The following is a 22,425-nucleotide window of genomic DNA, read 5'->3' as shown; positions in this document are numbered from 1 at the left end:
CCAGCCACATCCACCTCGCCGCCGGCATCCGCCGGCGGTTTTTTCTTCCCCGGCCGCGTGCGGCGCAACCGGCGAAAAGGTGGCTCAGACGGTGGCGTTGGACTGTTCCGCCAGCGCGGCCCGGCGGTTGAGCAGCGCGTGCAGTAAGATCGCGCCAAAGGTGGCCGTCCCTATGCCGCCAAGGGTGAAGCCGCCGATCGACAGGGCGAAATCCCCGGCGCCTAACACCAGCGTCACGGCCACCATAATCAGATGGCTGTTGTGGCTCAGATCCACCCGGTTCTGCAGCCAGATGCGCGCGCCCGCGACGGCAATCAAACCGAAGACCACGATCGATGCCCCGCCGATAACCGGCCCGGGAATGGTGTGGATCAGCGCGCCAAACTTCGGCGAAAACCCGAGCAGAACGGCAATGAGCGCCGCGGCAACGAAGACCAGCGTGGAGTAGACTTTGGTCACCGCCATCACGCCGATATTTTCCGCGTAGGTGGTCACGCCGCTGCCGCCGACCGTGCCGGAAAGCATCGTCGCCAGCCCGTCGCCGACAAACGCCCGCCCCATATACGGGTCCATATTGCGCCCGGTCATCCCGGCCACCGCTTTCAAATGCCCGAGGTTTTCGGCCACCAGAATCACCGCCACCGGCGCAATCAACATGACCGCCTGGCTACTGAACGTCGGCGTGGTGAATTGCGGCAGTCCGAACCAGGCGGCCTGTTCCAGTAAGGTGAAATCCAGCGGTTTCCCTAACCTGAAGACGTTGGCCAGCAGCGCATACAGCACGCAGGCAACAATCAGGCCGACGAGAATCAGCAGCCGCTGGATCATCCCGCGGGTAAAGACCGCCACCAGGCCGATACACAGCACCGTCAGTACCGCCATCCAGCCGTCAAAGGCGGTTGCCGAGACGCTGCGCACGGCAATCGGCGCCAGATTCAGGCCAATGGCCATCACCACCGCCCCGGTCACGACCGGCGGCATCAGGCGTTCAATCCAGCGGGTACCGACTTTCATCACCACGACGCCAATCAGGGTGTATACCAGACCGCAGGCGATAATTCCGCCGAGAGCGACGCTGAGGTGCGGGTTCAGCCCCTGGCCGTTAAACCCGGTAATGGCGATCACCACCCCGACGAAGGCGGCGCTGGAGCCGAGATAGCTTGGCACCCGCCCGCCGGTCACCAGGAAAAACAGCAGCGTGCCGATGCCGGACATTAAAATCGACAGATTGGGATCCAACCCCATCAGGATCGGCATCAGGACGGTGGCGCCAAACATCGCCACCGCGTGCTGCACGCCCATCACCATAGTCTGCCCGAGGGAGAGACGTTCATCGGGGGCCACCACGCCGGATGCGGCGGAGGGGGAGGTCAACTGCCAGCGAGGAAAATCGAAAAGTGCCATGATGATATCCCGGGTTTGAGGTTAACAGGCTGGACGCATAAGCGTGTGGTAGCCGCGGTCGAACCACATCAGTCCGCGCGGCTCCGGATGTCTGACGACGGCGGCGACTTCACAGAACAAAATGTCGTGGGTGCCGACGCTGACTATCTGGCTGATGCGGCAGTCGAAGCTGACCAGCGCATCGGAGAGCCGCGGGCAGCCGGTGAGACCGGTTTGCCATTCGGCGGCGGCAAACCGTTCCGCCATCGGCGTCTTGCCGCCAAAAAGATTCGATAAGGATTCCTGCCCCGCCGCCAGAGTATTGACGCACAGCGCCTGATGCTGGCTGAAGGTCGGCCATACCGAGGCGGAGCGGTTCAGACAGACCAGCAGCGTCGGCGGGGTATCGGTGACGCTACAGACCGCGCTGGCGGTAAACCCGGCGCGGCCCGCCGGGCCATCGGTGGTAATCACGTTGACCGCCGCGCCGACCTGGGCCATGGCGTCACGAAAACTCTGTTTATCCGCTACGGACATGGGATCTCCTTACGCCAGCTGGCAGGCATCATCAAAGGACAGGCGCGGCAGGCGGCCATACAGTTTGGCTGCGTCGCCATAACCAATATTAATCAACAGGTTGCTTTTCCAGCCGCTGTCGGCAAAGAACGCCGCATCGACTTTATCGCGGTCAAATCCTGACATCGGGCCGGTATCCAGGCCAAGGGCGCGGCAGGCGAAAATGAGATACGCCGCCTGCAGAGAGCTGTTGCGAAAGGCGGTCTCTTCCGCCAGCTGTGGGCTGGAGGTGAACCAGCTGCGGGCGTCGCCGTGGGGGAACAGCTCCGGCAGACGATCGTAGAAGACGCGATCCCAGGCGAGGATGGCGGTCACCGGCGCGCTCAGGGTTTTTTCAAGGTTGCCGCTGGAGAGCGCCGGGCGCAGTTTCTCCTTGCCCTCCGGCGTGCGGACAAAGAGCACGCGCGCGGGGCAACAGTTGGCGGAGGTCGGCCCCATTTTCATCAGGTCATAAACTTCATGCAGCAGGCTATCGGTGACCGGTTTATCCAGCCAGCCGTTATGGGTCCGGGCGTGATTGAACAGGGTGTCACGCGCGCTTTGGCTAATGCTTTCGCTCATAGATTTTCCTTATGTGGGGCCAGCAGAGTGGCCAGGCCGTCGCATAAAATAGCGTTGAAGGTTCCGGCATCGGTGACGTTGCAGGCATGACCGCCCCAGGTCATCTCCACCCGCTGACTGCCCGCTATCGCCTCCTGTAAGGTGCGCGAGCAGGAGGCGGGCACCAGCAGATCGTCATGGGCGCTGATAATCAGCGTCGGGCAGGTCACCGCACAAGCCTGGCGGGAAAAATCGGCCTGCTTCAACGCCTGCAGCCGCTTCAGCAGATTCTCCTTGCCCTGAAAGTGGCTGAGGGCGAGAGCATCTTCCGCCTCCAGCCGCGGCATCCGCGCGGCCATCCACTCCGCCGGGTAGAGGAATAAAGGCTGCGCTTCGACCCACGCCTGGGCGCCGCCGGCATGCAGCAGGCGTTCGCGCACCTGGAAGCAGCGGCGGGTGTGCGGCGAAAGGGTCAGCCAGCCGTTGACCAGCACCAGCGCGCTGACCGCCTGCGGCCGATCCAGCGCCAGCTGTAAGCCAATAAGCGCCCCCAGCGCATGGCCGACCAGCGCAAAGCGCGAGATGCCGGCCTCCTGCAGCGCGCGCCACAGCTCCTGGGCCATGGTCGCCATGCTATAGCCGGCGGGCAGCGGGCCGGCATTCTCACCGGTGCCGTTGTGGTCGTAGGTCACCAGCTGATACTGTTCCGCCAGCGCCGCGCGCTGCGGTAGCCAGTAGCTGCCCGCACCGCCTAAGCCGGCGCTCATCACCACCACCGTCGCGCCATCATCGGGGGCGGGGGAGATATTCAGCTTCATGGCGTCGGCTTCCCGATGTGGGCGACCGTCGCTATCTCCACCAGCGCCTCCGGCTTGACCAGCCCGCACTGAATGCAGAAGCGCGCCGGTTTATCACCGGGGAAAAATTCGGCATAGACTTCGTTAATCGCGGCGTAGTTTTTCCAGTCGGTGATAAAAATGCTGTTGAAGGTCACATCCTCCAGACTGCCACCCGCCGTTTCGATCACCGTTTTGATCGTGTCGAGAACGTGGCGGGTTTGCGCCTTTGGGTCGCCGATGTGGACCACGTTATTTTGCTTGTCAAACGGCAGGGTGCCGGAGACATACACCACCCCATCGGCCAGCGTGCCAGGGACGAAAGGGGCAATCGGCGTGGTGGTGCCGGGCGGAATAATCACCTGTTTAGGCATAACGTTTCTCCTCGCTGAAAGGGAGTGGAGCGGCAGGCTGGAGCGCCTCGCAGAAGCTGGCGACGTCGCTGACCCAGCCAAAGAAGGTCTCAATGTTGAATAGCGCGGCCTGCTGGGCGAAGGCCGGTCCGGCCTGATGGGTGGCGTCTTCCAGCACGACGCCGAAGTATTCGAGGAAGAAGCCGTCGCGCAGGGTCGATTCCACGCAGACGTTGGTGGCGATCCCGGTAAAGACCAGGTGACGGATGCCGCGGCTGCGTAAAATGCTGTCCAGCGGGGTGTTGAAAAAGCCGCTGTAGCGCGGTTTCGGCAGCACCACGTCGCCGGGCTGCGGCTGCAGTTCATCGACCAGCTGATAGTCCCAGCCGCCCTTGGCCAGCAGCTTACCCTGTAGTTCAGGGCGCTGGCGCATAGTCTTCAGGGCGTTGGATTTGTGGTAGTTCGGCGAGCCCGGGCCGCCGGCTTCCCTATATTGATCGTCCCAGCCGTTCTGGAACCAGATAATCAGCATGCCGGCGGCGCGGGCGGCGGCGACGGCGGTATTAATATTGTCGATAACCGGCCGGGTGGCGGAGACATCAAACCCGGCGAGATCGAGATATCCCCCCTGGCTGGCGTAGGCGTTTTGCATATCAACAACGATCAGCGCGCTATTTTGCGCCGGGAAGCTCAGGGATTCCGGACGGGCGGACAGGGTAATCATCAGGCAACCTCGCGGGTAACGGTGGCAATATGGTCGCGGCAGCGCATCAGCGGTTGAATACGCTGGCCGAAGGCTTCAATGCCGATCAGGAAATCGTCAAACGTCAGCAGGACGCCGTCGGTGCCGGGGACGGAGGCGACGTCGTCGAGCATACGGGCGACGCTGGCGTAGGAGCCCACCAGCGTTCCCATGTTGATATTGACCGCCGAGGTCGGATCGGCCATCTGGCGGACGTTGGTGTCGCTGCCGGAGCGGGTGTCTTTCTGGCTTTGCTCGGTGAGCCACGCCAGCGCTTCGTCATCGGCTCCCGCCTTGTAGTGCTCCCATTTGGCGCGAGCGGCCTCGTCGGTTTCGTCGGCAATCACCATAAACAGCACGTACGACCCGACGTCGCGGCCGGTTTTTTCCGCCGCCTGCATCATCCGCGCGGCGGTGGGGGCAAAGGCGGTCGGGGTATTGACCCCTTTACCGAAGCAGAAGTTGTAATCGGCGTACTGCGCGGAGAAGGCCATACCCGCGTCGCTTTGCCCGGCGCAGATCACCTTCATCGGTTGTGACGGCTGCGGGCTGACGCGGCAGTCGTTCATGGTGAAATAGTCGCCTTTAAAGTCGCTATGCCCGGTGCCCCACAGGTCGCGCAGTACCTGGACATATTCGGTGAGATAGTCGTAGCGGCGGGCGAAGTAGTCATCGCCGGGCCAGATGCCCATCTGCTCATATTCCGGTTTTTGCCAGCCGGTCACCAGATTGACGCCGAAGCGGCCGCCGGAGATGGAGTCAATGGTCGAGGCCATCCGGGCGACAATCGCCGGCGGTAGGGTGAGCGTCGCGGCGGTGGCATAGATCTGGATCCGTGACGTCACCGCCGCCAGACCGGCCATCAGGGTGAAGGATTCGAGGTTATGCTCCCAGAATTCGGTTTTTCCGCCGAAGCCGCGCAGTTTGATCATCGACAGGGCGAAATCAAAATGGTAGTGCTCGGCTTTCTGGACGATGGCTTTATTCAGCTCAAACGTCGGCATGTACTGCGGGGCATGGGTGGAAATCAGCCAGCCGTTATTACCAATCGGAACGAAGACACCAATTTTCATACGTACCTCTCTGCAGTCGTTGAAGAAGGCGCGCGGCGTTGCATCCTGCATCTCCCTGGGTCACCTCGCAGGAAAGATAAAGCAAAGGGGATGCCAGTTTTACAAAAATCAATGTTATTAATGTGTTGCGTGTTAGTTGCTGAATATGGTGGTGAAAAAAGTGGACTGGATGGTCAAAAAGAGTGCACGAAAAAACGGCAGTCATGCGCAATTGGGGTGCATAAGGTCGTGTCGGCGTTGGGCTTTTGCTATGCTGATGGCGTCGAAAGAAGGAGATGAGGTATGGCACAGGGCGCCGTGAAAAAAACCGGAAAACGTTCGCAGGCGGTGAGCGCAAAAAAAGAGGCTATTCTGGCCGCTGCGCTGGATGCTTTTTCGCAATTTGGTATCCACGGCACGCGTCTTGAACAGGTTGCGGAGCTGGCCGGGGTATCGAAAACGAATTTGCTCTATTACTACCCGTCGAAAGAGGCGCTGTATATTGCCGTGCTGCAGCAGATCCTGACTATCTGGCTGGCGCCGCTGCGGGCCTTTCGCGAAGATATCAGCCCGCTGGTGGCTATCCGCGAGTATATTCGTTTGAAGCTGGAGGTGTCTCGCGATTATCCGCAGGCATCGAAGCTGTTCTGCCTGGAAATGCTGCAGGGGGCGCCGCTGCTGATGGGCGAACTGACCGGCGATTTGAAAGCGCTGGTGGATGAAAAGTCGGCGATTGTCTCCGGCTGGATCGACAGCGGCAAGCTGGCGCCGGTCGACCCTCAGCATCTGATCTTTATGATCTGGGCGACCACCCAGCATTACGCCGATTTCGCCACGCAGATCGAGGCGGTCACCGGCGCGACGCTACGCGATGAGACGTTCTTTCAACAAACCGTGGAGAACGTCCAGCGGCTGATCATTGAAGGGATCCGGGTGCGTTAATTCGCCGGGGGAAGCGGGCAGCTCTGATCGCCATCTTCGCACTGCAGCAGCGAGGCGAGGAACGACTCCCGTTCGACGGTTTTGTCCGCCATGCACTGCGCGATCAGCATCGGCTGGACGCTTCCGCCTTCGGCGGCGGAAGCGAGGAAGGCGCAGTCGGCGTCACGCAGCGCGATCCACGTATGCTGCGCCTTTTTCAGCAGCTCCAGCTGTTTGCCCGGGGCGCGTTTCAGCGCTTCCTGATAGGTCTGATTCAGTTTTTTATCCGCCGCCTGATACTGCGCCGCCGCGCACTGATTCATCTCCGCCTGATTACTGGCGTTGGCGCATTCGTCCGCCAGCGCAGGCCCGCTGACCAGCAGGGCGGTAAGGGCAAGTAAAGTACGTTTCATTGATCCACTCCCATAAAAAAAGCTCCCGTTGGGGGAGCTCTAATTAACCATAGCCTGCATCCGCTGTCATTAGCTGACGTTGACGCCGACCGCTTTCCCGGGGGGCGGCGCCGGGGAGGGTTTTAGCCGATGGTCATCAGGCTGGCGTTACCGCCGGCGGCCGCGGTATTGACGCTTAGCGAGCGTTCAATGTACAGGCGTTCCAGCAGCAGGTTGGTTTCGCCACGGGCGAAGCCCTGAACGGAGACAATCGCGCCATCGCGGGCCGCAACCTGCTCACACAGTTCGCGCAGCTGGTCGGAATCGCCGTGGTAGATCACCGCATCGAAGGTCTGCGCGGTTAGCGTCTCGGCTTTGGCAAAGTGGATCCGTTCGCTCACTTCGCGCGGCAGCTTTTTCGCCAGCTCGCGATGCAGGGCATTATCCGGCCACAGGATTTCACATCCGACGGCGGTGACCGCCGCCAGCTGGATCAGCGCATCCTGCTCATTATCCGCCACGCACAGGACGCGGTCGCGCGGAATAAAGGTCAGGGTATTGCGCTCGCCGGTCGGGCCAGGCAGCAGACGCTGGGTGCCAGCCTGCGCCTGCTCGCTGTACTGCTGGCACAGCGCCTGCAGTTCCGGACGACCCGCCGCCCACTGCTGCAGGGCGTTCAGCGGTTTTTCCAGCAGGGTTTTCAGCTGCGCGTCCAGCGGACGTTCGGCATCCTGGCGGGCGAGCGTGGTTCCCACGGCGTTTTGCGGGCGGCTGGAGAGCAGACGGTACAGATAGAGCGGGCCGCCGGCTTTCGGTCCGGTACCCGACAGACCCTCGCCGCCGAACGGCTGTACGCCAACGACGGCACCGACCATATTGCGGTTCACATACAGGTTACCGACCTTCGCGCTGCCGGTCACCTGGGCGATGGTCTCGTCGATGCGGGTATGCACCCCGAGAGTCAGGCCGTAGCCGGATGCGTTGATCTGCTCAACCAGCTGATCCAGTTCGTTGCGGTTGTAGCGCACCACGTGCAGGACCGGACCAAAGACCTCTTTTTTCAGTTCATCGAAGCTCTCGAGTTCGATAAGCGTCGGCGGGACGAAGGTTCCGCTTTGCCATTCCCGCGCATCGTCGCTGTTCTCGCGTACGGCCTGGAAGACGCTGCGGCCTTTGGCGCGGAGCGCCTGGATATGTCGTTCGATATTCTCCTTCGCTTGCGCATCGATAACCGGGCCGATATCGGTGGTCAGACGGCCTGGGTTACCCATCCGGCATTCGCCCATCGCCCCGCGCAGCATGGTCAGGGTATGGTCGGCGATCTCTTCCTGCAGACAGAGAACCCGCAGAGCGGAGCAGCGTTGACCGGCGCTATCGAACGCCGAGGCCAGCACGTCGACCACCACCTGCTCGGTGAGGGCGGAGGAGTCGACGATCATCGCGTTCATTCCGCCGGTTTCGGCGATCAGCGGCGTCGGACGGCCCTGGGCATCCAGACGCGTGGCGATAGCGCGCTGCAGCAGGGTGGCGACTTCGGTCGAACCGGTGAACATCACGCCGCGAACGCGTTCGTCGCGGGTTAGCGCCGCGCCGACGGTTTCCCCGCGGCCTGGCAGTAGCTGAATAACCCCCGGCGGCACGCCGGCTTCCAGCAGAATCGCCACCCCCTGAGCGGCGATCAACGGCGTCTGTTCGGCGGGTTTCGCCAGGACGCTGTTGCCGGCGGCTAACGCGGCGGCAATCTGGCCGGTGAAAATCGCCAGCGGGAAGTTCCACGGGCTGATACAAACGACCGGGCCCAGCGGGCGGTGGGTCTCATTATCAAAATCGTCGCGTACCTGACCGGCGTAGTAGTGCAGGAAGTCGACCGCTTCGCGCACTTCGGCGATGGCGTTACTGAAGGTTTTACCGGCCTCACGCACCAGTATGCCGATCAGCGTCTGGGTCTGGTCTTCCATCAGAACCGCGGCACGTTCAAGGATCGCGGCACGTTCCTGCGGCGGGGTGGCGAACCAGATCGGGGCATTATTGACCGCGCTGGTCAGCGCCAGCTCGACTTCTTGCTCGCTGGTCTCACGCACGTGACCGACGATATCTTTGGGCTCGGCCGGGTTAACCACCGTCTGCAGCTCACCTGCGATAACCGGATGCTCCAGCACCGGCAGCGCCTGCCATTTATGCAACGCGCTGTTCAGCAACGAGGAGGAGAGGGAGGCCAGACGATGTTCGTTGGCCAGATCCAGACCCGCGGAGTTGCTGCGGCCCGCACCGTACAGATCGCGCGGCAGCGGAATCTTCGGATGCGGCAGACCGGCCTGACCCTCCTGGCGGGCCAGTTTTTCCACCGCGGCGACCGGGTCGGCGACCAGTTCATCCAGCGGCAGCGTGGTATCGGCAATCCGGTTGACGAAGGAGGTGTTGGCCCCGTTTTCCAGCAGACGACGCACCAGGTACGCCAGCAGCGTTTCGTGGGTGCCCACCGGCGCGTAGATCCGGCATGGGCGGTTCAGTTTGCCATCGGCTACTTTACCCACCACCTGCTCATACAACGGTTCGCCCATGCCATGCAGGCACTGGAATTCGTACTGACCCGGATAGTAGTTTTGCCCGGCGAGCTGGTAAATCGCCGCGAGGGTGTGGGCGTTGTGGGTGGCGAACTGCGGATAAATCAGACTCGGCACCGCCAGCAGTTTCTTCGCGCAGGCGAGGTAGGAGACGTCGGTGTACACCTTGCGGGTATACACCGGGTAGCCTTCCAGTCCGTCCATCTGCGCGCGTTTGATTTCGCTATCCCAGTAGGCGCCTTTAACCAGACGGATCATCAGGCGACGACGGCTGCGGGTGGCGAGGTCAATCAGGGAATCAATGACGAACGGGCAGCGTTTCTGGTAGGCCTGAATAACGAAGCCAATGCCGTTCCAGCCGGCCAGCTCGGGCTCAAAGCACAGCTTCTCCAGCAGATCGAGGGAGATCTCCAGACGATCCGCCTCTTCGGCGTCGATATTGATCCCGATGTCGTACTGACGTGCCAGCAGGGTTAACGATTTCAGGCGCGGGTACAGTTCTTCCATCACCCGGTCATACTGCGCGCGACTGTAGCGTGGATGGAGAGCGGAAAGCTTGATGGAAATACCCGGGCCTTCATAGATGCCGCGGCCGTTAGAGGCTTTACCAATCGCGTGGATGGCCTGCTGGTAGGAGACCATGTAGGCCTGGGCATCGGCGGCGGTGAGCGCGGCTTCGCCCAGCATATCGTAGGAGTAACGGAACCCTTTCTCTTCCAGCTTACGGGCGTTTGCCAGCGCTTCGGCGATGGTTTCGCCGGTGACGAACTGTTCGCCCATCAAACGCATCGCCATGTCGACGCCTTTGCGAATCAGCGGCTCGCCGCTTTTGCCGATGATCCGGTTCAGCGAGCGCGACAGGCTGGTTTCGTTATGGGTTGAGACCAGTTTGCCGGTAAACAGCAGGCCCCAGGTGGCGGCGTTGACAAACAGCGACGGGCTGCGGCCGATATGCGACTGCCAGTTGCCGTTGCTGATTTTGTCGCGGATCAGGGCATCGCGGGTGGCTTTATCCGGAATACGCAGCAGCGCTTCCGCCAGACACATCAGCGCCACACCCTCCTGGGAAGAGAGGGAAAACTCCTGCAGCAGGCTCTGCACCATCCCCGCGCGGCCGCTGGCGGTTTTTTGATTGCGCAGCTTTTCCGCCAGCTGATAAGCCAGCTTATGCGCCTGTTCGGCCAGCGGCTGCGGCAGGCGCGCCTGCTCCAGCAGCATCGGCACGGCGTCGGTTTCCGCGCGGCGGTAAGCGGCGGTAATGGCGGCTCGGGTCACCGACTGCGGCAGGATCTGCTCGGCAAATTCAAGGAACGGCTGATACGGTTCATCGACCGGGCTGGCCGCGTCATCGCTTTCATTGGCCGCGCCGGAGAGCAGCGCCGGCAGCTCGGGCAGCGTCTCGTCGTTTTCCAGCTTTTCCAGATAGTTGAAGATGGCTTGTTTAATCAGCCAGTGCGGCGTGCGGTCGATCCGGCTCGCAGCGGATTTAATCCGTTCGCGGGTCGCGTCATCAAGCTTAACACCCATGGTGGTGGTGCCCATGCTTAAAACTCCTGTTATCAATCGTTGGTCTCTTATGCGGTTGCGTGGAAATATCCACTATGTTGCAACTTTGTGCAACCTTGTTGATCGTGACTTGTGCGGCAGGCTGCAAAATGCGCTGAATGTTAAATTTAATCGATGGTTACACCGAAATTTAACCTTTGTCCAATAGGGTATTTATCTGCGTCAGTTAACAGTTTTATCAGGTGCAACCGATAAAAACGTGAGAGAGTGCAACCTATGACAAAATGAAGTTTGGTGATGGCGGGAATTAGTGTAAATGCTGTGTTAAATCGTTTGTGAAATGCCAGCGCTTCCGTCAGGATACGGTCGCCCAATACAATCCTTGTGCCATTACCCCGTTCCGGTAGTGGAATAAAATGACAAAGCAGGACGTTGTCGACAAAAATATCTGGAGATTTTACATGGCTATTAGCACCCCCATGTTGGTGACTTTTATTATTTATATCTTTGGCATGGTACTGATCGGTTTTATTGCCTGGCGATCGACAAAGAATTTTGATGATTATATTCTTGGCGGGCGGAGCCTGGGGCCATTTGTCACGGCGCTGTCCGCCGGGGCCTCTGATATGAGCGGCTGGCTGCTGATGGGATTGCCGGGAGCGATATTTCTCTCCGGTATTTCCGAGAGCTGGATCGCCATCGGCCTGACGCTCGGTGCATGGATTAACTGGAAACTGGTTGCCGGTCGTCTGCGCGTTCATACCGAGGCGAATAATAACGCCCTGACGCTGCCGGATTATTTCACCGGTCGTTTCGAAGATAACAGTCGGGTGCTGCGGATTATTTCCGCGCTGGTTATTTTGCTGTTCTTCACCATTTATTGTGCCTCCGGTATTGTGGCCGGCGCCCGTCTGTTTGAAAGCACTTTTGGTATGAGCTATGAAACTGCTCTGTGGGCCGGGGCTGCGGCGACCATTATTTATACCTTCGTGGGGGGATTCCTCGCGGTGAGCTGGACCGATACCGTTCAGGCCAGCCTGATGATCTTCGCGCTGATCCTGACGCCGGTGATGGTCATTATATCCGTCGGCGGTTTTGGCGATTCGCTGGAGGTTATTAAGCAGAAGAGCATTGAAAACGTCGACATGCTCAAAGGACTGAACTTCGTGGCGATTATTTCGCTGATGGGCTGGGGGTTAGGCTACTTCGGGCAGCCGCATATCCTGGCGCGCTTTATGGCGGCGGACTCGCATCATAGCATCGTGCATGCGCGTCGTATCAGTATGACCTGGATGATCCTCTGCCTGGCGGGCGCCGTGGCGGTCGGTTTCTTCGGTATCGCCTGGTTCAATAACAACCCGGCGCTGGCGGGAGCGGTCAACCAGAACTCAGAACGCGTATTTATCGAACTGGCACAAATCCTGTTTAACCCGTGGATTGCCGGTATCCTGCTGTCGGCGATTCTGGCGGCGGTGATGTCGACGTTGAGCTGCCAGCTGCTGGTGTGTTCAAGCGCGATTACCGAAGACCTGTACAAAGCCTTCCTGCGTAAAAACGCCGGCCAGAAAGAGCTGGTGTGGGTCGGTCGGATGATGGTGCTGGTGGTGGCGCTGGTGGCGATTGCGCTGGCGGCCAACCCGGAAAACCGCGTCCTGGGTCTGGTGAGCTATGCCTGGGCGGGCTTTGGCGCCGCGTTTGGCCCGGTGGTCCTGTTCTCGGTGATGTGGTCTCGCATGACGCGTAACGGCGCTCTGGCCGGGATGGTGATTGGCGCGCTGACCGTCATTGTCTGGAAGCAGTTCGGCTGGCTGGGGCTGTACGAAATCATCCCTGGCTTTATCTTCGGCAGCATCGGGATCGTGGTCTTCAGTCTGCTGGGTAAAGCGCCGTCCGCGGCGATGCAGCAACGTTTCGCCGAAGCGGATGCCCATTATCACTCGGCTCCGCCGGTACGGGTCACCGCAGAGTAAATACCGCGCTTCTCCTTCAGGCCCATATTCTGCGCCATGCTGGTCACCTAAGGTGACCAGCATTTTTTATGGTTTATCGTGGGGTCGCCCAAAGCACCGAAAAAAGACATCCTCGCTTAGCGGCACTGCCAGGTACTGGCCCGCTCAGCGATCCTTAACTTCTCCCCCTCTTGCTAATTGCCTGAAAATACGCTGATATCGTGGCACAAAAAAACAATGAGGATAGCAAAATGAGGTTCAGACAAGGGGCGCTGGCGCTGATGCTGGCAGGCGTGCTCGGCGGCTGTGTGGCGCCGGCAAAAAACAGCGCGCCGGTTCCGGCCGCCGCCGCGGCGTGCCCGGCGGAAAATGCCATGGTTCAGACTACCCTCTATTTCGGGCTGAGCCGCCCGGCGGGGAAAGATATTACCGCTCAGGAGTGGCAGCAGTTTGTCGATCGGGATGTGACGCCGCGCTTTCGCGCGGGGTTGACGGTGTTTGACGCCCGCGGGCAGTGGCTGGGCAATGACGGGACGGTTGCCCGCGAGCAAAGCAAAGCGCTGATGCTGATCCATGGCGCAGACGGCCGCAGCGAAGAGGGCATTGAGGCGTTACGCAATCGCTACAAATCACGCTTCGCGCAGGAATCGGTGATGCGTGTTGACCAGCCGGTCTGCGTTCACTTCTGAAAAAATGGCGGGGCTCCCCCGCCGTTTCGTTTACAGCACCAGCCCGGCAAAGCTGGCGGAAAGCAGGCTGACCAGCGTCGCGCCGTACACCAGGCGCAGGCCGAAGCGGGAAACGATATTGCCCTGCTGCTCGTTCAGGCCTTTAATCGCTCCGGCAATAATGCCAATTGAGGCGAAGTTAGCGAACGATACCAGGAACACCGACAGGATACCCAGCCCGCGCGGGGTCATACCGGCGGCGATTTTTTGCAGCTCGATCATCGCCACGAATTCATTAGCCACCAGCTTGGTCGCCATAATGCTGCCGGCATTCAGCGCATCGCTCAGCGGAATACCGATCAGCCAGGCCAGCGGATAAAAGACATAGCCGAGAATTTGCTGGAAGCTGAGGCCAAATACCGTGGCAAACAGGGCGTTAATGGCGCTGATTAAGGCAATAAAGCCCATCAGCATCGCCAGAATAATCATCGCGACTTTGAAACCGGCGAGAATGTATTCGCCGAGCATTTCAAAGAAGCTTTGTGATTCGTGCAGCTTCTCCAGCTTAATCTCTTCTTCGCTACCCGGGCGCGTCGGATTAATAATCGACAGGACAATAAAGGTACTGAACATATTAAGGATTAGCGCCGCCACCACATATTTCGCATCGAGCATGCTCATATAGGCGCCGACAATCGACAGCGACACCGTCGACATAGCGGTTGCCGCCATGGTGAACAGACGGCGAGAGGAGAGGTCGCCGAGTACCCCTTTGTAAGCGATAAAGTTCTCCGACTGCCCAAGGATCAGCGAGCTGACGGCGTTAAAGGACTCGAGCTTGCCCATGCCGTTAACTTTGGACAGCAGGGTGCCGATCGCGCGGATAAAAATCGGCAGAATACGCCAGTGCTGGAGAATACCGATCAGCGCCGAGATAAACACAATCGGGCACAGCACGCCGAGGAAAATAAACGCCAGCCCTTTTTCGCTCATGCCGCCAAATACAAAATTGCTGCCCTCGGCGGCAAAGCCCAGCAAAGAGGTGAAAAAGTTTGAGATATTTTTAACTATCCACAGGCCGCTTTCGGCGTGGAGAAAAAAGAATGCCAGGATAATTTCAATAATAATTAACTGGATAATATAGCGAATACGGATTTTTTGTCGGTCATAGCTGGCGAGCCAGGCAAGGCCGAGAATAACCGCCAGCGCCAGCAGGAAGTGCAAGAATTGTGTCATGTTGTTCATTTCAAAGGTCAATAAGGCCGCTATTTAGCCATAGCCGCTACGTCCGGTAAATATCTGCGGCGAAAAAACCGTTGTTGCTGCCGCTCAATGACGCGGCAGGCAGATAATCCCATAAGTAATTATTTTGCAGCGATTAATTTACAACTCGTCACCATTCTCTCTACATTTCACTTGTGTTTCTCATTATTGTAATGATAATCACTATCAGAAATATTTACCTATCTTTGCATCCATTGACTGCGATTCACATTGAAGGGTGTCGGCATGTTTGTTCCATTTCTCATTATGTTACGCGAAGGTCTGGAAGCGGCGCTGATCGTCAGCCTGATTGCCAGCTACCTCAAACGCACCCAGCGTGGCCGCTGGATTGGCGTCATGTGGATCGGGGTGATTCTGGCGGCGGCGCTGTGCCTGGGGCTGGGGATCTTTATCAATGAAACCACCGGCGAATTTCCCCAGCGCGAACAGGAGCTGTTCGAAGGCATCGTGGCGCTGGTGGCGGTCTGCATCCTGACGTGGATGGTATTCTGGATGCGCAAAGTTTCCCGCAACGTTAAGCAGCAGCTGGAGCAGGCGGTCGATAACGCGCTGCAACGCGGCAACCATCACGGCTGGGCGCTGGTGATGATGGTCTTTTTCGCCGTGGCGCGGGAAGGGCTGGAGTCGGTGTTTTTCCTGCTGGCGGCATTCCAGCAGGACGTTGGCATCTGGCCGCCGCTTGGCGCGATGCTGGGTCTGGCGACGGCCATCGTCCTCGGTTTTCTGCTGTACTGGGGCGGTATTCGTCTCAATCTCGCCGTGTTCTTTAAATGGACCAGCCTGTTCATTCTGCTGGTGGCGGCCGGGCTGGCCGCCGGGGCGATTCGCGCATTCCATGAGGCCGGGCTGTGGAACCACTTCCAGGACGTTGCCTTTGACCTGAGCGGCGTGCTGTCGACGCATACCCTCTTTGGGACCCTGCTGGAAGGGATCTTCGGTTATCAGGAAACGCCGACCATCAGTGAAGTGGCGGTGTACTTTATCTATTTGATTCCGGCGCTGGTGCTGTTCGCGCTGCCGCCACGTAGCAATACAGCCACCTCGCGTACCGCCCCGCTTAAGTAGGGTGGCGCAGGATACATCGTTACAACATACTTACCGAAAGGGATGATCATGATGACTCATTTTCGCCGTAATGCGCTGCAGTTTGCCGTCGCAGCGTTGTTCAGCTCTGCCTTTTGCGCTCAGGCTGCGGATATCCCGCAGGTAAAAGTCACCGTTAACGACAAACAGTGTGAGCCGATGAACGTGACCGTGAAAGCGGGTAAAACACAGTTCATTATTCAGAACCACAGTCAGAAAGCGCTGGAGTGGGAAATCCTCAAGGGCGTGATGGTGGTGGAAGAGCGCGAAAACATCGCCCCTGGCTTTACGCAAAAGCTGACCGCTAACCTGCAGCCGGGCGAATACGACATGACCTGCGGGCTGCTGACCAACCCGAAAGGGAAGCTGATTGTGACCGGCGCGGCGACCAAAGATGCGGCGAAAGCCAATGCGCTGTTGAGCCTCGGCGAGGCGATTACCGCTTATAAAACCTACGTGACGGCGGAAACCGCGCAGCTGGTCAGCGGTACGAAAGCCTTCACCGACGCGGTGAAAGCGGGCGATATCGAAAAAGCGAAAGCGCTGTATGCCCCGACGCGTCAGCACTACGAACGTATCGAGCCTATCGCTGAGCTGTTCTCTGACCTTGACGGCAGCATCGATGCCCGTGAAGACGATTATGAGAAAAAAGCCGAAGACCCGAAATTCACCGGCTTCCACCGTCTGGAAAAAGCCCTGTTTGGCGACAACAGCGTCAAAGGGATGGACCAGTATGCCGACCAGCTGAACAGCGATGTGCTTGAGCTGCAAAAACGCATCAGCGAGCTGGCGTTCCCGCCGTCTAAAGTGGTAGGCGGCGCCGCCGGCCTGATCGAAGAAGTGGCGGCCAGCAAAATCAGCGGCGAAGAAGATCGCTACAGCCATACCGACCTGTGGGACTTCCAGGCCAACATCGACGGCGCACAGAAGATTGTCGACCTGCTGCGTCCGCAGCTGCAAAAAGAGAACAGCGCGCTGCTGGCGAAAATTGACGCTAACTTCAAGAAAGTTGACGGCATCCTCAGTAAATACCGCACCAAAGACGGCTTCGAGACCTACGACAAGCTGACGGATGCGGACCGCAACGCGCTTAAAGGGCCGATCACCACGCTGGCGGAAGATCTGGCTCAGCTGCGCGGGATCCTCGGGCTGGACTAAGTCGATGGCACAACAGAAGCAACGCGACGTGAATGAACCTTCACGTCGTCGGTTATTAAAAGGGATCGGCGCGCTTGGCGGCGCGCTGGCCATTACCGGCGGCTGTCCGGTGGCGCACGCGGCGAAAGGTAACAGCTCTCCAGGCGTGTTGTCGCCGGATGCGCGCAGCGAGGCGCAGCCTTTTTACGGCCAGCATCAGGCCGGCGTGCTAACGCCGCAGCAGGCATCGATGATGCTGGTGGCCTTCGATGTACTGGCCAGCGATAAAGCGGATCTGGAGCGTCTGTTTCGTCTGCTGACCCAGCGGATTGCTTTTCTGACCAAAGGCGGTCCGGCGCCGGATACGCCGAATCCGCGGCTGCCGCCAATGGATTCGGGGATTCTCGGACCGTGGATTTCCCCGGATAATCTGACCGTTACCGTCTCGGTCGGCCATTCGCTGTTCGATGAACGCTACGGGTTAGCCGACAAGGCGCCGAAAAAGCTGCAAAAAATGACGCGCTTTCCCAACGATGCGCTGGACGCCGCGCTCTGCCATGGCGATCTGCTGTTACAAATTTGCGCCAATACGCAGGATACGGTGATTCACGCGCTGCGCGATGTGATTAAACACACCCCGGATCTCCTCAGCGTGCGCTGGAAACGCGAAGGCTTTATCTCCGATAGCGCCGCGCGCAGTAAAGGCAAAGAGACGCCGGTTAACCTGCTGGGCTTTAAGGACGGCACCGCAAACCCCGTCAGCACCGATAAGGCGCTGATGGATGAGGTGGTGTGGGTTACCGCTGGCCAGGGCGAACCCGCGTGGGCGACCGGCGGCAGCTATCAGGCGGCGCGTATCATCCAGTTCCACGTCGAGTTCTGGGATCGCACGCCGCTGAAAGAGCAGCAGACCATTTTTGGTCGGGATAAACACAGCGGCGCGCCGCTGGGCATGCAGCACGAGCACGATGTGCCGGATTATAGCAAGGATCCGGACGGCGACATTATCGCGCTGGATAGCCATATCCGTCTGGCCAATCCGCGCACGCCGCAGACGCAGTCGAGCCTGATGATGCGCCGCGGCTACAGCTATTCCCTGGGGGTAACCAACTCCGGGCAGCTGGATATGGGACTGCTGTTTGTCTGCTATCAGCACGATCTGGAGAAAGGTTTCCTGACGGTGCAAAAACGCCTTAACGGCGAGGCGCTGGAAGAGTATGTCAAACCGATCGGCGGCGGCTACTTCTTTGTATTGCCCGGTGTCATCGATAACCAGCACTATCTGGCTCAGTCTTTGCTCGAAGCCTGACGTACCCTGCCCGTAAGGGCAGGGCGTTTTCTGCTGTTTTTCCATTCTTTTTTTGTATTTCCTGCCTTGTGTTATTTTTCTGTAATCTAAATGACGGAAACTCTCTTCAGCTGTTCGGGGAATTATTTGTTGCGCTTGTGTAAAAAATAAGTTGCATTAAGAATATTTTTTGATGTACTTATTACAGACGCGGTAGTTCCCGGCAGTGATGTCGTTTCACTATGGAGATCGCGAATGGTAGGGTCCTGTACCGGACAACGCAAAACAACACACCGCACTCTTCAGCGCGGAGGACACACCTCCGGCAGCGACTTCGTCAGCGTAAAGTCACCTCCTTCCACCACCACAGAACAACCGAACCCTGACAGGGTACGCGGTGCGCGTAGCCGTGACTCATTGTCAATTCAACAGGCAAGCAATGGCTTAAAAGGAAGCCAAACCTCAATCGTTTGTGCGCATAATCGCGTCGATGCTGACGCGTGTGATGTAAACCAACAACGCAAGGTGCTATCCATGGGAAGACAAAAAGCAGTGATCAAAGCTCGTCGTGAGGCAAAACGTGTGCTGAGACGCGATTCGCGCAGCCATAAGCAACGCGAAGAAGAATCGGTCACATCGCTTGTGCAAATGAGTGGCGTAGAAGCAATTGGCATGGCGCGGGACAGCCGTGATACTTCTCCAATTGAGGCGCGCAATGACGCTCAGGCGCATTATTTGCATGCCATCGACAATAAACAGCTGATTTTTGCTACGGGCGAAGCCGGGTGCGGGAAAACCTGGATTAGTGCGGCGAAAGCGGCCGAAGCCCTGGTACATAAGGATGTGGACAGGATTATTGTTACCCGTCCCGTATTGCAAGCCGACGAAGATCTCGGCTTCTTACCGGGAGATATCGCCGAGAAGTTCGCTCCCTATTTCCGCCCGGTTTATGATGTGCTGGTGAAGAGGTTGGGCGCTTCCTTTATGCAATACTGCCTGCGGCCGGAAATCGGCAAGGTGGAAATCGCGCCGTTCGCCTATATGCGCGGACGTACATTTGAAAATGCCGTCGTGATTCTGGACGAGGCGCAGAACGTGACGGCAGCGCAAATGAAAATGTTTTTGACCCGCCTCGGGGAGAACGTGACGGTCATCGTCAACGGCGACATTACCCAGTGTGATTTACCCTCTGGCGTGAAGTCCGGCCTGGTCGATGCGCTGGCGCGTTTTGAGGAAGACGAAATGGTCGGTATCGTCCGCTTTACCGCCGATGATTGCGTCCGTTCGATGCTCTGCCAGCGAACGCTGAAAGCCTACTACTAACCGTTATCTGTTGTGCAAAGCCCGGGAAACCCCGGGCTTTGTTATTTTGACGCGGCGGGAACGCCGGCTTCGAAGCGATAACCCCCGTTAGCCTATCGCCCCCAGCGCATCTTCGCTGCCCTGTTTTTTCGGCAGCAGGAACAGGGTGGCGAAAATATCCAGCAGGTACAGCAGGGCCAGCAGCGTGATGGCCGCGCTAAAGGACCAGTGGCTGACGAACAGCCCAATCACCAGCGGGCCAAAGCCGCCGACGCCGCGCCCCAGGTTAAACAGGACGTTTTGCGCAGTAGCGCGCACTTTGAGCGGATAGGTATCCGAGATCAGCGCCCCGTAACCGCCGATCATCCCGTTCACAAACATCCCCATAACCGCCCCGGTAAACAGCATGATGGTCGGATCGCGCAGCTGAGCGTAGATAATCACCATCACCACGGCGCCCACCTGATAAATCAGGAAGATTTTCCAGCGCGAGAAGCGATCCGCCAGCACGCCAAACAGCCAGATGCCGAAGGTCATTCCCACCACGGTGACCGCTGTCCAGAGCCCGGATTTGGTGAGAGAAAAGCCAAAACTGGAGGACAGATAGCTGGGCATCCAGATCATCAGGCCGTAGTAGCCAAAATTCTGCACCGAACACAGAATGAGGATCCCGATACTGGCCTTCGAGGTAGTGCGGTCGGCGAACAGCATCCTGAGACGGGTCGCGAAGGAGACCTCCTGGGTGACCGCGATATCTTTGGTAAACGCGTCGGGTTCCCCCATGCCGCGGCGAATGGCAAATGAGACCAGAGCGGGCAGCAGCCCGACCAGGAACATCCCGCGCCAGCCGATGATATCCAGCAGAAGAGGGGTGATAAAAGCGGCAAGCAGCACGCCAAGCTGCCAGCCGATGCCGACCCATGCCGAGGCGCGATTGCGTTTACTGGCGGGCCAGACTTCGGCAATCAACGCCATACCGATGCCGAACTCACCGCCTAACCCCATCCCGGCAAGGGTACGATAGGCCAGCAGATCCCAGTAGCCCTGCGCGACCGCACAGAGGCCGGTAAAGACCGAGAACATCAGAATCGTGAAGGTCAGGACGCGAATACGCCCCAGGCGATCGCTGAGATGGCCGAAAAAAATCCCGCCCAGTACCGCGCCAACCAGCGTCCAGGTGACGAGGGAACCTGCCTGAGAGGCGCTGAGCGCCAGTGAAGCGCTGATGGCGGGCAGCATGAAACCCAGGATCAGCAGATCAAAGCCATCCATTGCATAACCGCTGATCGCGGCGACCATCGCTTTAGCCGGCGTTACGCCGCGTTTGTTTAGTGGGGAAGAGAACTTCATGTCCAGGCCTTAGGGTTAAAATTGTGCGCCAAGTATAAATTTGTCAGCGGCCGCAATCTACAGGCAAGGGGGGATAAGGTCAGGAGATGCCAGCAAAACCGGCGCAAAGTCAGGATATCGCCAGATACCTCGCTGTGCCGATGGATCATCATGAATAATAAAGGAGATACTGGCGTACCTCCTTCGGCTGGGGAACGGAGCGAATTAGCCTGCCAGGCGACGATCCAGATTCATCAGAGTTTGCGCGACGACCGCTGCGCCATTCGCCAGCTGTTGTTCGGTAATCGATTCTTCCGGGCAATGACTTCGCCCGGCCAGGCACGGGATAAAGACCATCCCTACCGGACCCGTCGGCGCAACATAGACGGCGTCGTGGCCTGCACCGCTTGGCAGATGTCGATACGCGAGCTGTAAACGGCCCGCGGCTTCTGCTATCGCCTGCATCACGATATCGGAGCAAGGCGTCGGGCTGGCGCGGCTCACATGCTCCAGCGTGGCGGATAGACCCAGGCTTGCCAGCGATGATTCACCCATTTGCATGATGTCTTCAGGGAAAGTGTCCAGAACCTGCTGGCTGTCGCTGCGGACTTCAAGCATCAGTTCAACCCAGCCGGGAACCGCGTTGGGCGCGTTCGGAGTCATCGCGATACGGCCAATCGTTGCCACGACGTAGTGCGGGTTGCCGCTTCGGGCGCTAGCCGCCTGATGTACCAGAGTTATCACCTGTGCGGCGCCGACTAAAGCATCCCGGCGTACATCCATCGGCGTGGTGCCGGAATGGTCCGGCTGGCCGTGCACCAGTATCCGCACGCGGCGGATCCCCACGATATGCGTCACTACGCCAATGGGTAGGTCCGCGTTTTCCAGTACCGGACCTTGCTCAATGTGCAGTTCAATATATGCCGCCGTGCTGCCTGAGGTACGTATCGGCGCCGTTAATAGCTCGGGTTTCGCGCCAACCCGTACCATCGCCTCCGCCAACGTTTCTCCGGCATGGTTTTTAGATGCTAGCATGCCGCTATCGAGCGATCCGGAAAAAGCTCGGCTGCCAACGCAGGAAATACCGTAATCACTCGGCTCTTCCGACAAGAAATCGATCACTTCCAGCGGATGTTCAAGCTGTATCCCCCGTTCCTGGAGGCTGAATGCGATCTCGATGCCGGCCAGGACACCGATAATGCCATCATAACGTCCGCCGCCAACCACGGTATCACTATGAGAACCGATTACCAGCGGTGGCAGGTCAGGGCGTCGCCCGGCCCGGCGACCGATCAGGTTACCCCCCGCATCAAGAGCGACGCTCAGGCCAGCTTGCTCCATTTTGAGCTTTAACCACTGGCGGCCTTCGCTGAATAACGGCGTAAAGGCCCGGCGGGTCCATGGCACATTCGGTAGCGTAATGGTTGCTAACGTATTGGCGTTGGTCCACAGGCGGGCGGAATTAATGAGATCGCGATCGTGGACGATTTCATGGTGTGGTGTTGTCATGATGTTCTCTT

19 protein-coding genes are annotated in these 22,425 nt (G+C 58.8%); 7 read left to right on the top strand and 12 right to left on the bottom strand.

Features of this window, described 5'->3' with window-relative positions; all coding sequences use genetic code 11:
- Positions 1–84 precede the first annotated feature (84 nt).
- From rutG to rutA, 7 genes are read right to left on the bottom strand one after another with little or no spacing between them, the layout of a single operon-like run.
- Positions 85–1,404: a pyrimidine utilization transport protein G gene (gene rutG, locus EDF73_RS06085; protein WP_132727118.1), complete on the bottom strand. Its 1,320-nt coding sequence runs from the start codon at positions 1,402–1,404 to the stop codon at positions 85–87.
- Positions 1,405–1,425: 21 nt separating this feature from the next.
- Positions 1,426–1,920, bottom strand: coding sequence for an NADH-dependent FMN reductase RutF (gene rutF / locus EDF73_RS06080; RefSeq protein WP_132727115.1), 495 nt, complete (start codon positions 1,918–1,920; stop codon positions 1,426–1,428).
- A gap of 9 nt (positions 1,921–1,929) precedes the next feature.
- Complete coding sequence (locus EDF73_RS06075; RefSeq protein ID WP_132727113.1) at positions 1,930–2,520, bottom strand: malonic semialdehyde reductase; 591 nt, start codon at positions 2,518–2,520, stop codon at positions 1,930–1,932.
- A complete protein-coding gene (gene rutD / locus EDF73_RS06070) occupies positions 2,517–3,317 on the bottom strand; it encodes a pyrimidine utilization protein D (RefSeq protein ID WP_132727111.1) in 801 nt (266 codons plus the stop codon). Before rutD ends, EDF73_RS06075 begins: the two co-directional genes overlap by 4 nt.
- On the bottom strand, positions 3,314–3,709 hold the full coding sequence (rutC, locus tag EDF73_RS06065; RefSeq protein WP_132727108.1) for a pyrimidine utilization protein C: 396 nt from the start codon (positions 3,707–3,709) through the stop codon (positions 3,314–3,316). Before rutC ends, rutD begins: the two co-directional genes overlap by 4 nt.
- A complete protein-coding gene (gene rutB, locus EDF73_RS06060; RefSeq protein ID WP_132727106.1) occupies positions 3,702–4,412 on the bottom strand; it encodes a pyrimidine utilization protein B in 711 nt (236 codons plus the stop codon). Before rutB ends, rutC begins: the two co-directional genes overlap by 8 nt.
- Positions 4,412–5,503, bottom strand: a complete 1,092-nt coding sequence (rutA, locus tag EDF73_RS06055; RefSeq protein WP_132727103.1) for a pyrimidine utilization protein A — start codon at positions 5,501–5,503, stop codon at positions 4,412–4,414. The genes rutB and rutA overlap by 1 nt, the downstream gene beginning before the upstream one ends.
- Positions 5,504–5,785: 282 nt before the next feature.
- On the opposite strand from rutA, the gene rutR reads away from it, so the two are divergent.
- Positions 5,786–6,424 carry an HTH-type transcriptional regulator RutR gene (rutR, locus tag EDF73_RS06050; RefSeq protein WP_132727101.1) on the top strand — a complete coding sequence of 213 codons (639 nt, stop codon included), beginning with the start codon at positions 5,786–5,788 and terminating at the stop codon, positions 6,422–6,424.
- Here the strand turns inward: rutR and EDF73_RS06045 are convergent.
- Positions 6,421–6,816: a lysozyme inhibitor LprI family protein gene (locus EDF73_RS06045; RefSeq protein ID WP_132727098.1), complete on the bottom strand. Its 396-nt coding sequence runs from the start codon at positions 6,814–6,816 to the stop codon at positions 6,421–6,423. The genes rutR and EDF73_RS06045 overlap by 4 nt on opposite strands.
- 122 nt (positions 6,817–6,938) lie before the next feature.
- Positions 6,939–10,901: a trifunctional transcriptional regulator/proline dehydrogenase/L-glutamate gamma-semialdehyde dehydrogenase gene (putA, locus tag EDF73_RS06040; RefSeq protein ID WP_132727096.1), complete on the bottom strand. Its 3,963-nt coding sequence runs from the start codon at positions 10,899–10,901 to the stop codon at positions 6,939–6,941.
- A gap of 425 nt (positions 10,902–11,326) precedes the next feature.
- Here putA and putP point away from each other — a divergent pair, with 425 nt between their 5' ends.
- Positions 11,327–12,835 (top strand): sodium/proline symporter PutP, encoded by a 1,509-nt coding sequence (putP, locus tag EDF73_RS06035; protein WP_132727093.1) that lies wholly within the window; start codon positions 11,327–11,329, stop codon positions 12,833–12,835.
- Positions 12,836–13,065: 230 nt separating this feature from the next.
- Entirely contained in the window at positions 13,066–13,503 is a 438-nt protein-coding gene (locus EDF73_RS06030) for a DUF3574 domain-containing protein (RefSeq protein WP_132727091.1), read from the top strand.
- A gap of 30 nt (positions 13,504–13,533) precedes the next feature.
- Here EDF73_RS06030 and EDF73_RS06025 read toward each other — a convergent pair whose 3' ends face one another.
- Complete coding sequence (locus tag EDF73_RS06025) at positions 13,534–14,718, bottom strand: nucleoside transporter C-terminal domain-containing protein (RefSeq protein WP_132727088.1); 1,185 nt, start codon at positions 14,716–14,718, stop codon at positions 13,534–13,536.
- Positions 14,719–14,991: 273 nt separating this feature from the next.
- On the opposite strand from EDF73_RS06025, the gene efeU reads away from it, so the two are divergent.
- The 4 genes from efeU (at position 14,992) to phoH (ending at position 19,597) form a co-directional block, all read left to right on the top strand.
- On the top strand, positions 14,992–15,831 hold the full coding sequence (gene efeU, locus EDF73_RS06020; protein ID WP_132727086.1) for an iron uptake transporter permease EfeU: 840 nt from the start codon (positions 14,992–14,994) through the stop codon (positions 15,829–15,831).
- Between the two features lie 48 nt (positions 15,832–15,879).
- Positions 15,880–17,007 carry an iron uptake system protein EfeO gene (efeO, locus tag EDF73_RS06015; protein WP_132727083.1) on the top strand — a complete coding sequence of 376 codons (1,128 nt, stop codon included), beginning with the start codon at positions 15,880–15,882 and terminating at the stop codon, positions 17,005–17,007.
- Positions 17,008–17,011: 4 nt separating this feature from the next.
- A complete protein-coding gene (efeB, locus tag EDF73_RS06010) occupies positions 17,012–18,295 on the top strand; it encodes an iron uptake transporter deferrochelatase/peroxidase subunit (protein WP_132727081.1) in 1,284 nt (427 codons plus the stop codon).
- A 513-nt stretch (positions 18,296–18,808) separates the two neighbouring features.
- Positions 18,809–19,597 (top strand): phosphate starvation-inducible protein PhoH, encoded by a 789-nt coding sequence (gene phoH / locus EDF73_RS06005; protein WP_207896605.1) that lies wholly within the window; start codon positions 18,809–18,811, stop codon positions 19,595–19,597.
- An 87-nt stretch (positions 19,598–19,684) separates the two neighbouring features.
- On the opposite strand, the gene EDF73_RS06000 is transcribed toward phoH, so the two are convergent.
- Both EDF73_RS06000 and EDF73_RS05995 read right to left on the bottom strand, forming a co-directional pair.
- Positions 19,685–20,926: an MFS transporter gene (locus tag EDF73_RS06000; protein ID WP_132727075.1), complete on the bottom strand. Its 1,242-nt coding sequence runs from the start codon at positions 20,924–20,926 to the stop codon at positions 19,685–19,687.
- A gap of 204 nt (positions 20,927–21,130) precedes the next feature.
- On the bottom strand, positions 21,131–22,414 hold the full coding sequence (locus EDF73_RS05995; protein ID WP_132727073.1) for a Zn-dependent hydrolase: 1,284 nt from the start codon (positions 22,412–22,414) through the stop codon (positions 21,131–21,133).
- Positions 22,415–22,425 lie beyond the last annotated feature (11 nt).

The sequence above is a fragment of the Klebsiella sp. BIGb0138 genome (assembly GCF_004342285.1).
In the GTDB taxonomy this organism is placed as follows: domain Bacteria; phylum Pseudomonadota; class Gammaproteobacteria; order Enterobacterales; family Enterobacteriaceae; genus Klebsiella.
Note: the sequence above shows the minus strand (reverse complement) of the source record. Positions and strands in the feature narration are given on the sequence as shown.

What these genes read in the sequence shown, in the direction of transcription:
- EDF73_RS06025 (WP_132727088.1), bottom strand. Translation starts at nt 14,718, where the DNA reads ATGACACAATTCTTGCACTTCCTGCTGGCGCTGGCGGTTATTCTCGGC.
- phoH (WP_207896605.1), top strand. Translation starts at nt 18,809, where the DNA reads ATGGGAAGACAAAAAGCAGTGATCAAAGCTCGTCGTGAGGCAAAACGT.
- rutR (WP_132727101.1), top strand. Translation starts at nt 5,786, where the DNA reads ATGGCACAGGGCGCCGTGAAAAAAACCGGAAAACGTTCGCAGGCGGTG.
- efeB (WP_132727081.1), top strand. Translation starts at nt 17,012, where the DNA reads ATGGCACAACAGAAGCAACGCGACGTGAATGAACCTTCACGTCGTCGG.
- rutF (WP_132727115.1), bottom strand. Translation starts at nt 1,920, where the DNA reads ATGTCCGTAGCGGATAAACAGAGTTTTCGTGACGCCATGGCCCAGGTC.
- EDF73_RS06075 (WP_132727113.1), bottom strand. Translation starts at nt 2,520, where the DNA reads ATGAGCGAAAGCATTAGCCAAAGCGCGCGTGACACCCTGTTCAATCAC.
- EDF73_RS05995 (WP_132727073.1), bottom strand. Translation starts at nt 22,414, where the DNA reads ATGACAACACCACACCATGAAATCGTCCACGATCGCGATCTCATTAAT.
- putP (WP_132727093.1), top strand. Translation starts at nt 11,327, where the DNA reads ATGGCTATTAGCACCCCCATGTTGGTGACTTTTATTATTTATATCTTT.
- EDF73_RS06030 (WP_132727091.1), top strand. Translation starts at nt 13,066, where the DNA reads ATGAGGTTCAGACAAGGGGCGCTGGCGCTGATGCTGGCAGGCGTGCTC.
- putA (WP_132727096.1), bottom strand. Translation starts at nt 10,901, where the DNA reads ATGGGCACCACCACCATGGGTGTTAAGCTTGATGACGCGACCCGCGAA.
- efeO (WP_132727083.1), top strand. Translation starts at nt 15,880, where the DNA reads ATGATGACTCATTTTCGCCGTAATGCGCTGCAGTTTGCCGTCGCAGCG.
- rutC (WP_132727108.1), bottom strand. Translation starts at nt 3,709, where the DNA reads ATGCCTAAACAGGTGATTATTCCGCCCGGCACCACCACGCCGATTGCC.
- EDF73_RS06000 (WP_132727075.1), bottom strand. Translation starts at nt 20,926, where the DNA reads ATGAAGTTCTCTTCCCCACTAAACAAACGCGGCGTAACGCCGGCTAAA.
- efeU (WP_132727086.1), top strand. Translation starts at nt 14,992, where the DNA reads ATGTTTGTTCCATTTCTCATTATGTTACGCGAAGGTCTGGAAGCGGCG.
- rutD (WP_132727111.1), bottom strand. Translation starts at nt 3,317, where the DNA reads ATGAAGCTGAATATCTCCCCCGCCCCCGATGATGGCGCGACGGTGGTG.
- rutB (WP_132727106.1), bottom strand. Translation starts at nt 4,412, where the DNA reads ATGATTACCCTGTCCGCCCGTCCGGAATCCCTGAGCTTCCCGGCGCAA.
- rutG (WP_132727118.1), bottom strand. Translation starts at nt 1,404, where the DNA reads ATGGCACTTTTCGATTTTCCTCGCTGGCAGTTGACCTCCCCCTCCGCC.
- EDF73_RS06045 (WP_132727098.1), bottom strand. Translation starts at nt 6,816, where the DNA reads ATGAAACGTACTTTACTTGCCCTTACCGCCCTGCTGGTCAGCGGGCCT.
- rutA (WP_132727103.1), bottom strand. Translation starts at nt 5,503, where the DNA reads ATGAAAATTGGTGTCTTCGTTCCGATTGGTAATAACGGCTGGCTGATT.